We start from the raw sequence: 11,165 nt of genomic DNA on the forward strand, positions 1-11,165 counted from the left end.
TATATGTATTAGTTTGACGTGGATATGGAATACAATTATTAGAATGCCTTTACTCTGTTTAAAATGTTTCACGTGAAACATTTTAAGATTTTTGTTTTTGGTGTTTTAGTTTAATTTTTTTTCTGGGCTTTTTATTACCTGATTTTCTGTTTTTTACTTTTTGGGCTTTATTTGCCTTTATGTTTCTTCATTTCTTATTTTTTTCTTTGTCATTCTGCTGTAATAATTTCTTTTATTTTTCTCATTTCTATTTTTATCCTATTTTGACGTTTCCGGTTATTTTTCTATTCTTTTTCCCTTTTATGTGCTTGCCAGTCCATTTTGATTAGGGAATACATCTTCATGTCTAGGATTTGACCGTTTTTTACTGCATTTTGTCTTAATGTGCCTTCGAATTGAAATCCGTTTTTTTCGAGGATGCGGCAGGATGCGGTGTTGTAGGCGAAGGGTTCTGCGTATATCCTTATAATATTGGTTTTGGTGAAGATTGTATGGCAAATTTGGCTTACTGCGCAGGTACCTAGGCCTTTTCCCCAGTATGGTTCTCCAATGTAATATCCCATTTCTGCGGTCCGATTGTGGATGTTTTCCTGACGGAAGACGCCGATGCTGCCAGCTACTTGGTTTTCACAGAGAATTGCAAACGCATAAGTTTTATCCGGGTCTGCGTTTAACATGGCTTGTATGTATTCTTCTGCGTCCTTTTTCGTATAAGGATAGGGCAAACCATCTCTTAAGTTATTCATGATATTTTCATTATTGAGTAATAAAGACAAGGTCTCAGCATCTTCTAATTTCCATTTTCTGATCGTACAATTCATTGTAATTCTCACTTTCTTTTATTTGACTTTTTTTCTCTATTCTGGGATACTTTACGAAATAGAAAATTAACCTATGAAAGATATAATTTTGCGCCGCAAATGTGTTGTGCCAGCAACTTTTTTTCTTCTATTTGTGTATATTGCCTTTGCGGAGTGGCATTTCATAGCTGACGGGCTATGAAATGGCACTCCGCTGATCCAGGGGAATTTCATCATACCAATACCATCTCAATCCATTACTTAACAATGGAAAGGTAAATCCTTACTGGTTTTCAAGTGTCTAACTACCACGATATCTATGATAGGAGGAAAAATCAAATGTATTTTAAACTAAATATAAAAAGCAAGCAGATACATGATAATCTGTACACATAATAACCACTTGCTTTTTAATTGCCAAAAAACACGATATTCCGTATCAACTCTCCCCCATTGACTGTCCTAATTAGTCATTGAAGCATCGTCTTTCTTTATCCAGATTGCTTCCTTGGTGAATTTTGTTTTACTTTCTCCATAGCATTTTGAAGTAAAAAGTATACTTTCCTTGCTATTTGTGCTTCCGCTTGGCGGTGGGATGGAAATATACTGGAATATATCGTTAAAAAAGGTTTTTTATCTTTATAATGGCTGTTTGGAGGGCACTCCGGCCTTTCTGGGATATTTTTTGGGGGTAGTTTCTACTTTTTTTATAAAAATCAGGGACCTCCCGATATCGGAGCCCGGCAAAAGGAACTTTTCTGTTCGATCAATCGTTCCTCCCAGGATTTTGACCGCCTTTGCTGCGGTTTGAAGTTCTTCCTCCACTTCACCGGATTTATAAGCGACAAACCATCCTCCTTTTCGGATAAACGGGAGACAGTATTCCGTCAAAGTGGACAAATTAGCCACTGCACGGGAAACGCATAACTCATACTGTTCTCGCTGAACGGGCAGTTTTGCAAAATCTTCTGCACGGCCATGGATTGCTTTTATCTGTTTCAAATCCAGTACCCGAATTACCTCGTTCAAAAAGTTGATTCTCTTGTTCAAGGAATCCAATAGGGTTACTTTCAGATTTGGGAACAAAATTTTCAAGGGAATTCCCGGAAATCCGGCCCCAGTCCCGACATCAATCAGATTTCGGTTCCATGTTTCACGTGAAACATTTTTTAGAAAGGCAATAGCCGCACTGTCCAGAAAGTGTTTCTCCACAATCTCATCAAAATCCGTGATCCCGGTCAGATTCATTACTGAATTCCATTCCGTCAACAAGTCTGCATATTGTACAAACTGGGCAGCTTGATGATCCGTCAATTCCAGGCCGGCAAATTGAAACCGGTCTTTGATCTTCTGTTCTCTCTCCATATCTACTGCTCCTTCCTCTTCCTCTGCTCTAAATAAATCAAGAGAACAGAAAGATCAGCCGGGGATACCCCGGAAATCCGGGAAGCCTGCCCGATGGACGCAGGCCGGTAGGCCGTCAATTTCTGTACTGCTTCTTTTCTCAGACTTCCCACCTGCTGATAGTCCAAATCAGCGGGTATCTTTTTCTTTTCCAGCTTTTTAAATTGTGAAACCTGCTGCATCTGCCGGGCAATATATCCTTCATATTTCAGATTGATATTGACCTGTTCCTGAACTTCTTCCGGCAGGTTAGGCCGATTTGGATCAATCGCTCCAATCGATTCATAGTCTAATTCCGGTCTTTTTAAAAGCTCTGCCAGCGAAATGCCGGATTTAATCCGAGTGGATCCTTTTCGATCTAAAAACGATTGGATTTCTTCACTTCCGCCTACATTTGTTTCTTGTAGGCGTTCAATTTCCTGGGCAATCGCTTCTTTTTTCTCCAATAAGCGCCGGTATCGCTCTTCCCCAATCAATCCCACTTCATAGCCAATCTCCGTGAGACGTAGATCAGCGTTATCCTGGCGAAGAAGTAACCGGTATTCTGCGCGGGAAGTCATCATGCGGTAAGGTTCATGGTTCTCTTTTGTCACAAGGTCATCGATCAACACTCCGATATAAGCCTGCGACCGATCGAGAATTACCGGCTCCTTCCCTTGAATTTTCCTGGCCGCGTTGATTCCGGCGATAATTCCCTGCGCCGCGGCCTCCTCATAACCGGAACTTCCATTGGATTGGCCTGCGCTGAATAATCCGGATATGGATTTAAATTCTAATGATAATTGTAATTGCATTGGATTAATGCAATCATATTCGATCGCATAGGCATTTCTGACAATCTCGGCGTGTTCCAGGCCCGGCACCGTATGGATCATTTCATACTGGACATCCTCCGGCAGGGAACTGGACATCCCGCCTAGGTACATTTCGTTGGTATACTCCCCCTCAGGCTCAACAAAAAGCTGATGCCTGTCCTTATCCGCAAACTTCACCACTTTATCCTCGATGGAAGGACAGTACCTCGGACCGGTTCCCTCAATCACGCCGGAAAACAGAGGCGAACGATCCAGATTTTCTCGGATGATCTCATGAGTTTTTTCATTGGTGTAAGTCAGCCAGCAGGAAACCTGCTCTCTTTGAATCGAGTTCCTGTCAGTCGTAAAGGAAAAAGGAACGATCTTATCATCCCCTTTTTGTTCCTCCATCTTTCCATAATCCACCGTATCCCCATTGACTCTAGCCGGTGTTCCTGTCTTAAAACGAACCAGCTCAATCCCCAGCTCCCTCAGAGAATCGGACAGATGATTGGCGGCCTGCAATCCATTGGGGCCGGTGGGCTGAATGACATCCCCATAAAGACACCTGGATTTCAGATAAGTCCCGGTACAGAGAATCACAGCTTGGCAGAGATATTGGGCCTTGGAAAAGGTTTCAATCCCTTTTACCTTCCCGTCTTCGACGAGGATTTTTGCCACTTCGGCCTGTTTGATCGATAGATTCGGCGTCTTCTCCAACGTTCTCCGCATCCTCCGGGTGTACTGCTGTTTATCCGCCTGCGCGCGCAGCGAATGAACAGCAGGACCCTTGGAACGATTCAGCATTTTGGACTGGAGGAAGGAATGATCAATATTTTTACCCATCTCTCCTCCCAGGGCGTCCACTTCCCGGACCAAATGCCCCTTGGAACTTCCTCCAATATTCGGATTGCAGGGCATAAGAGCTATACTGTCCACGCTTACTGTAAAAATCACGGTTTTCATTCCCAGCCGGGCGGCAGCCAGGGCTGCTTCACACCCGGCATGTCCCGCGCCGATTACAACAACATCACAACATTCTCTGATTCCCATCTATCTGTCCCTTCCTCATTTGCCCATACAAAACTTGGAAAAAATCTCATTCACCAGATCATCCTCCACCTCTTCCCCAAGGATCAGCCCCAGTTCCCGGTAGGAGTCCATCAGGTCAATGGAATAAAAATCTTCCGGCATTTCTTCTTCTATGCTGTGTTCCACCAATTCAAGACTCTTCCTCGCACGGATCAGCGCCTCCTTGTGACGAAGATTCGTGATGGAAACCTGATGATTCGTTCCAATCGAACCCACATCAAACAAATGAAGGATCCGCTGCTCCAGCTCTTTTCTTCCCGTCCCTTCCTTAGCGGAAAAAGGAATCACCGGCTGCCCGGCTTCCCGCTCCATCTCCTTCGCAGTCAAAACCGGCATAAGATCCGATTTGTTTAATAGGATCAGCCCCTTTTTTCCTTTCAGCAGAGAGAGAATCTCCCGGTCATTCTCATCCAGAGGCTCGGAGGAATCCACCACATAAATGATCAGGTCTGCCTTTCCAGCCTGTTCCCTGGCCCTCTCCACGCCGATTTTTTCCACCCTGTCGTCGGTCTGCCGGATCCCGGCCGTGTCAATCAGCCTGAGACTGATCCCGCCGACCCTGACATTCTCCTCTAAAGTATCTCTTGTGGTGCCGGCAATCTCTGTGACGATCGCCCGTTCCTCTCCGACCAGTAGATTCAGCAGAGACGATTTTCCCGCATTCGGTCTTCCCAGGATCACGGTTCGAATCCCATCCGATAAAATTTTTCCTTTTTCCGCCCCTTCGATTAAATCCTGAACTTCATGGATCAACGGATTCAGCAGCAGCTTTAACTTCTCCCGATATCCTTCAGTTGAGATATGCTCCGGATCATCCAATGCCGCTTCGATAAAAGCAATCTGATATAAGATTTGCTCCCGCAGCTCCTTCACCTTCCGGCTGACCGCGCCGTTCAACTGCTCTAAGGAAGCTTTTCTGGCAAATTCATTCTGCGCTTCGATCAAATTCATAACGGCTTCCGCCTGAGACAGATCCAGCCGTCCGCTTAAAAATGCCCTCTTAGAAAACTCTCCCGGTTCCGCCAGGCGAGCTCCGTTTTTTATCACGGTTTCCAGAATTTTTTTCATGATCAATGGACCACCATGGCACTGGATTTCCACGGTGTCCTCTCCGGTAAAACTGTGAGGTCCTCTCATGACGACAGCTAACACCTCATCCACCGGTTCTTCCCCATCATAGACAAAGCCATAATGCAGCGTATGGCTTCTTGATCCGGTCAATGTTTTTCCTTTCAGCCTCACCACCTGGTCTCCCACAGAGAATGCCTGCTCTCCGCTGATCCGGATCACGCCGATTCCCCCATAGGTCAGACCGCTGGCGATTGCCGCAATGGTATCTGCTGCCATGACAAAACCTCCCTTAAAATTCTATGGAAAGAAAAAGATGTCATTCTGAAGGCACCGCTGCCGGAGAAATCCTAACGATTTCCACCCCTTCCGGGTTCAGAATGACACTCTCTTTCATTTTCAAAACCGATTATCTGTTCTCTTCCGCGCTTACGCTGCTGCGGTAATATCCCTGACTTCTCTCGCCCCGTTCCTTCCGGTCTCTCTTTAAGGAAATCACAACATGGCGGAAAGGCTCTTCACCTTCGCTGCGGGTCACCACATAGCGGTCTCCCTGCAGTGCGGAATGGATGACTCTTCTCTCATAAGGGTTCATCGGCTCCAGCGCCACCGGGCGCTTGGTCCTCTTTACCTTATAGGAAATGTTCTTTGCCAGAGTCTCCAGAGTCTCTTTTCTTCTTTCCCGGTAGTTCTCGATATCCACCTTCACTCTGGTGTATTCTTCGGTATATTTATTGATCACCAGACTGGTCAGGTACTGGAGGGAATCCAGGGTTTGTCCCCTTTTTCCGATCAAGATTCCCATATCATCGCCCTTCAGGTCGATATCCATGGTTTTTTCTTCCTCATTGAAAGTGATATCGATTTCCACTTCCATATTCATCGTACGGAAGATATCGGACAGGAAGTCATGAGCCGTTCCTTCCAGGGAGAACTTCTTTTTGGCTTTAATGACGGCAGGGCGGCTGCCAATGCCAAGAATTCCGGAACTTCCCTTATCCACGACTTCATATTCCAGCTGATCACTGGTGATTCCAAGCTGAATCAGCGCCTGTGTGACGGCTTCATCTACATTTTTTGCAGATACGGTAATCGATTCCATCATAACCCTCCCTATTTTTTGTGCTTTTCATTGTACTCGCGAACCATGTTTGCCTTCGAGGCAAGGCTTCCGCCGCCGGACTTATTCTGATAATATTGAGTCGATTCCTTTATTTTGGCGTCTCTCTCATCTTTATTCAGGTTTGCCTTTGCGCTGGCCGCGTTCGCTTGCTGAATTTTCTTCGCGTTGATCGTTGCTTTATCGTTCAAAGGAGGTAGGCCTTTTTTCGCCCGCTTCTTATTCTTTTTCTCAATATTCTGCTTGATCAGATCTTCTACGCTGTATCTTGACATATGTTTATTGACGATCAGCTGCTGAATAACCATGACCAAAGACTGCATAATCCAGTAAACGCCAAGGAATGCCGGCAGGGAAATACAGAACACCACAGACATAACCGGCATCATGTAGTTCATCATCTTCATGCTGCCGCCCATCGGGCTGTCATTCATGTTCGGCTGGTTCGCCATCATCAGCTTAGTGGAGATAAACTGGGTCACACCGGCTAAAATCGGAATCAGGATTGCAACGCTCAGACGAAAGCCCGGCGCTTCCTGCAGGTTGATTCCAAAGAAATTGTACAGACGGGCTGCATCATAGGTAGCCATCGCCGGTACATACTTCGTGATGTTATAAATAACCGGATACAGGGCAAACAGGATCGGGAACTGAATCAAAGTAGGCAGACAGCCGGCGGTCATCGAAGCGCCGTATTTGTCGTAGATCATCTGCTGCTCCGCCTGCATCTTCATCATTGCCTGCTGGTCTCTGTTTTTGCCCGCATATTTTTTCTGCAATGCCTGGATTTCCGGCATCATAATTGCGTTCAATTTGGTCAGCTTCTGCTGTTTCACCGTAAGAGGATACATCATCATACGGGTAATGATCGTGAATACAATAATACAGGCGCCGATATTGACAATGCCAATCTGGCTCAGCACCCAGAAAATCCCCCGCATGACGTAGCCAAGCAGCCAGGCCAGCTGTTTGATGATCGGCCAATTTTCATAGACCGTTGCCGCTAAAAAAGTCATAAACTTCCTCCATACCTTTCCGTTCGTGCTCTTACATCTTAAGGAACCGGATCAAAACCACCCTTTGAGAAGGGATTACAGCGAAGAATTCTCCAGCACGCCAAAGCGCCCCCTTTAAATATGCCATATTTTTCGATCGCTTCAATGGCATACTGGGAGCATGTAGGAATATATTTGCAATGGCTGTAACGTTTGAGAGGTGAGAGATTGCGCTGGTAGAAACGAATACAAGCAATAAAAACCTTCCTCATCATCCCTCACCTTCCAGTTCCAACAGCTTATGATGCCGCCCTAAGTGCAGTAAAGCACTTTCAATTTCCTGATAATTCTTGTCTTTTACGCTCTGTCTGGCTATCACCACAATATCATAGCCAGCCTTCCATTGCTGCCAATGGGTTCGGAAGCACTCCCGCACCACCCGTTTGATCCGATGGCGCACGACGCTGTTTCCGACTTTCTTACTGACAGAGATTCCCACTCTGTTTTCCAGACCCTGGCCCTTCTCCAATACATACATGACGAGAAGTTTATTCCCGTAAGATTTACCCTGCCGGTAAACCCGGCCAAAGTCTTCATTTTTTTTTAAGGAAACAAAACTCATTCCTTCTCCTTCAGTCTAAAGGAAAAATAGCTGCGAATGAAAAGCATAGACCACTGTGCGGCCTATGCTGAAAGCTGTTTTCTTCCCTTTGCTCTTCTGGAAGCCAATACTTTCCTTCCACCTGCGCTGCTCATTCTGGCACGGAAACCGTGAACTTTTGCATGAGAACGCTTTTTCGGCTGAAACGTCATTTTCATTTGGACACACCTCCTCACTATAAGAAATAGCATTTCTAGTATATTCAAACAAAACCAATAAGTCAAGCAGTTTTTTCTTTCCCCATAAAATCCCCCAAAATATACCTTTTTCCCCATCCCATGCACAGGTTATCCACAAAATGTGTATAATTTGTTGATAACCTGTTTTTTTCTCCCCCATTTTTACAAAAATCGACGGGTTTTTCGGCCTTTTCACCGTGGATAACTTATTCACAACACCTTTTTTGGGGAAAATTTTTTAACATTCCTCATTGAAAAATCCACAATAGTAAGGTAGAATAAGATTAATTATTGTTTTTTAAAGTGGGTAAATAGCGTAGTTAGGCAGGAGACGTTTTATGTTGCAGAAAATCAAAGAAAATTGGGAAGCCATTTTAAATACCCTAAAGGAAGACCAGGAGCTGACGGACGTGTCCTTCAAAACCTGGCTTCTCCCCTTAGAGCTTGTTTCTGTGGAAAACAATGTGATCACCATTCTTTTCCCCGGAGACAAGCCCAGTGTTTTGTATATCGAAAAGAAATACAAATTTTTTATCCAAGTCGCCATTGAAGAGGTGACCGGTTTTAAATACGAGATAAAATTTATCACTCCTCATTCCGACTCCGAGCCGGAAGCCAAAAAAGGAGCGATGGACCTTGCCCTTTCTGCCGAAGCAAACCTGAACCCCCGGTATACCTTCGACACCTTTGTGGTAGGTTCCAACAATAAAATGGCTCACGCCGCTTCCTTGGCTGTCGCCGAATCCCCGGCCGAGATTTATAATCCGCTTTTTATCTACGGTGGAGTGGGACTGGGAAAAACCCACCTGATGCACTCCATTGCCCACTTCATCCTGAAACAAAACCCGGCCGCCAAGGTGGTTTATGTCACCAGTGAAAAATTCACCAACGAGCTGATCGACGCGATCCGGAACAAAAACAACATCACCACCACGGAATTCCGCGAGAAGTACCGGAACGTGGACGTGCTTTTGATCGATGATATTCAGTTTATTACTAATAAGGAAAGTACTCAGGAAGAAGTCTTCCATACATTCAATACGTTATATGAAGCGAAGAAGCAAATTATTATCTCCAGCGACCGCCCTCCCAAGGATATCGAAACCCTGGAAGAACGTCTCCGCTCCCGTTTCGAGTGGGGCCTGACCGTAGATATCGGTTCTCCCGACTATGAAACCAGAATGGCTATTTTAAGGAAGAAAGAAGATATCGAAGGCTATAACATCGACAATGAAGTAATCAAGTACATAGCAACCAATATTAAATCAAATATCCGTGAACTGGAGGGGGCGCTGACCAAAATCGTCGCCTTTTCCCGCGTAACCAAGACGGAAATCACGATTGAACTGGCGGAGGAAGCCCTGAAAGATCACATTTCCCCCAATCAGGTCAGGGAGATCACGCCAGAGATCATCATTGGCATCGTTTCCGATCACTTTAAGCTGAACCCTTCCGACTTAACCTCGGAAAAAAGGAATAAGGAGATCGTAAAACCGCGCCAAATCGTCATGTATCTATGCCGTACCATGACGAACACCTCCCTGCAGATGATTGCCAAGTACCTAGGAAAACGAGATCACTCTACGATCATTCACGGAATTGAGAAAATTACCGCGGAACTTGAGAAGGATGAATCCCTTCGCTATACCATAGACATCTTGAAGAAGAAGCTGAACCCTAGTTGATAACCATGAGGATAAAGCTGTGGACAGAAGGTGAATAAAAAACACGGAAATTTCGCCGTGGAAAAACCAGGAGTTATCCGTTTTTTATCCAAACCTTCTGCACAGGGTTATCCTATAAGGGAAATGTGGACAAAACCCTTGAGAAACTGTGATTTTCTTCTGCTTGTCCACAATTCCACAGCCCCTATTACTGCTATTACTAAAATCCCTTTTAATTATATTAATCTCACAGCGAAAAGGAGTTACCCACAATCATGAAGTTATCCTTTCAAAAATCCAATCTACTCAATGGAATTAATATCGTATCAAAAGCTGTTCCTTCTAAAACTACCATGCCGATTCTGGAATGTATTTTGATTGACGCCACAGAAGAAGAAATCAAACTGACTGCCAATGATATGGAATTGGCCATCGAGACCAAAGTAGAAGGCAGTATTTTGGAAAAAGGAAAGATCTGTATTGACGCCAAACTTTTTTCTGAGATCATCCGGAAACTGCCGGACAGTGAAGTAATCATAGAAGAAAAAGATGAGAAGATCGCCATTCTCTGCGAAAAAGCGAATTTCAGCATTTCCGGGCGGAGAGGCGATGACTTTGCCTATATGCCTTCGGTGGAGACGGATCAGTATATCTGCCTTTCCCAATTTACTTTAAAAGAAACAATCCGTCAGACGATCTTTTCCATTGCTGTCAATGAGAACAACAAATTGATGACAGGCGAACTGTTTGAGATCGAAGGAAATCAGCTGAAAGTGGTTTCCCTGGACGGACACCGGATTTCTATCCGAAACGTGGAACTGAAAGACAGTTATGAAAAGAAGAAAGTGGTCGTCCCTGGAAAGACCCTGATCGAGATCAGCCGGATTCTCCCCGGTGATGCGGACAAAGACGTCTATATTTTCTTCAGCAAAAATCATATCCTGTTCGAGTTTGACCAGACCATGGTGCTTTCCCGCTTGATTGAAGGGGAATATTTTAAGATCGACCAGATGATTTCCAGTGATTTTGAGACAAAGATTACGGTAAACAAGAAAGATATCTTGGATTCCATTGAGCGCTCGGTTCTTCTGATCCGGGAATCGGACAAAAAACCGATTATCATGGATATCAAGGAAGAGAGTATGGAACTTTCCCTGAACTCCGTGATTGGTTCCATGAAAGAAGATATCCTGATCCACAAAAAAGGAAAAGATATTCTGATCGGCTTTAATCCTAGATTTTTAATTGATGCCCTTCGCGTGATTGACGATGAAGAGATCACGATCTATATGGTGAATTCTAAGGCGCCTTGCTTTATCCGGGATGAGGAGAATCAATACATTTACCTGATCCTCCCGGTCAATTTTAACGTGAGCAGATAGGAGATC

At 44.6% G+C, this 11,165-nt stretch carries 11 protein-coding genes; 2 read left to right on the forward strand and 9 right to left on the reverse strand.

Features of this window, described 5'->3' with window-relative positions; all coding sequences use genetic code 11:
• Nucleotides 1-284: 284 nt before the first annotated feature.
• From MUB23_RS14195 to rpmH, 9 genes are all read right to left on the reverse strand, one after another.
• Nucleotides 285-821, reverse strand: a complete 537-nt coding sequence (locus MUB23_RS14195) for a GNAT family N-acetyltransferase (protein ID WP_244801258.1) — start codon at nucleotides 819-821, stop codon at nucleotides 285-287.
• Between the two features lie 618 nt (nucleotides 822-1,439).
• Nucleotides 1,440-2,165, reverse strand: coding sequence for a 16S rRNA (guanine(527)-N(7))-methyltransferase RsmG (gene rsmG, locus MUB23_RS14200; RefSeq protein WP_244801259.1), 726 nt, complete (start codon nucleotides 2,163-2,165; stop codon nucleotides 1,440-1,442).
• A 2-nt stretch (nucleotides 2,166-2,167) separates the two neighbouring features.
• Nucleotides 2,168-4,051: a tRNA uridine-5-carboxymethylaminomethyl(34) synthesis enzyme MnmG gene (mnmG, locus tag MUB23_RS14205; RefSeq protein WP_244801260.1), complete on the reverse strand. Its 1,884-nt coding sequence runs from the start codon at nucleotides 4,049-4,051 to the stop codon at nucleotides 2,168-2,170.
• A gap of 15 nt (nucleotides 4,052-4,066) precedes the next feature.
• Nucleotides 4,067-5,437 carry a tRNA uridine-5-carboxymethylaminomethyl(34) synthesis GTPase MnmE gene (gene mnmE / locus MUB23_RS14210; protein WP_244801261.1) on the reverse strand — a complete coding sequence of 457 codons (1,371 nt, stop codon included), beginning with the start codon at nucleotides 5,435-5,437 and terminating at the stop codon, nucleotides 4,067-4,069.
• Nucleotides 5,438-5,567: 130 nt separating this feature from the next.
• Nucleotides 5,568-6,260, reverse strand: coding sequence for an RNA-binding cell elongation regulator Jag/EloR (jag, locus tag MUB23_RS14215; RefSeq protein WP_244801288.1), 693 nt, complete (start codon nucleotides 6,258-6,260; stop codon nucleotides 5,568-5,570).
• A gap of 11 nt (nucleotides 6,261-6,271) precedes the next feature.
• Nucleotides 6,272-7,294: a YidC/Oxa1 family membrane protein insertase gene (locus tag MUB23_RS14220; RefSeq protein ID WP_244801262.1), complete on the reverse strand. Its 1,023-nt coding sequence runs from the start codon at nucleotides 7,292-7,294 to the stop codon at nucleotides 6,272-6,274.
• 38 nt (nucleotides 7,295-7,332) lie between these two features.
• Complete coding sequence (gene yidD, locus MUB23_RS14225) at nucleotides 7,333-7,545, reverse strand: membrane protein insertion efficiency factor YidD (RefSeq protein ID WP_244801289.1); 213 nt, start codon at nucleotides 7,543-7,545, stop codon at nucleotides 7,333-7,335.
• The gene (gene rnpA, locus MUB23_RS14230) at nucleotides 7,545-7,895 is read right to left on the reverse strand and encodes a ribonuclease P protein component (protein WP_244801263.1); all 351 of its coding nucleotides are present in this window, start codon (nucleotides 7,893-7,895) and stop codon (nucleotides 7,545-7,547) included. The genes yidD and rnpA overlap by 1 nt, the downstream gene beginning before the upstream one ends.
• Nucleotides 7,896-7,957: 62 nt before the next feature.
• Complete coding sequence (gene rpmH / locus MUB23_RS14235) at nucleotides 7,958-8,092, reverse strand: 50S ribosomal protein L34 (protein ID WP_244801264.1); 135 nt, start codon at nucleotides 8,090-8,092, stop codon at nucleotides 7,958-7,960.
• Nucleotides 8,093-8,451: 359 nt separating this feature from the next.
• On the opposite strand from rpmH, the gene dnaA reads away from it, so the two are divergent.
• Both dnaA and dnaN read left to right on the forward strand, forming a co-directional pair.
• Nucleotides 8,452-9,798, forward strand: a complete 1,347-nt coding sequence (gene dnaA, locus MUB23_RS14240) for a chromosomal replication initiator protein DnaA (RefSeq protein WP_244801265.1) — start codon at nucleotides 8,452-8,454, stop codon at nucleotides 9,796-9,798.
• 254 nt (nucleotides 9,799-10,052) lie between these two features.
• The gene (gene dnaN, locus MUB23_RS14245) at nucleotides 10,053-11,159 is read left to right on the forward strand and encodes a DNA polymerase III subunit beta (protein WP_244801266.1); all 1,107 of its coding nucleotides are present in this window, start codon (nucleotides 10,053-10,055) and stop codon (nucleotides 11,157-11,159) included.
• Nucleotides 11,160-11,165 lie beyond the last annotated feature (6 nt).

Source organism: Cuneatibacter sp. NSJ-177 (assembly GCF_022867805.1).
GTDB lineage: Bacteria > Bacillota > Clostridia > Lachnospirales > Lachnospiraceae > Pseudolachnospira.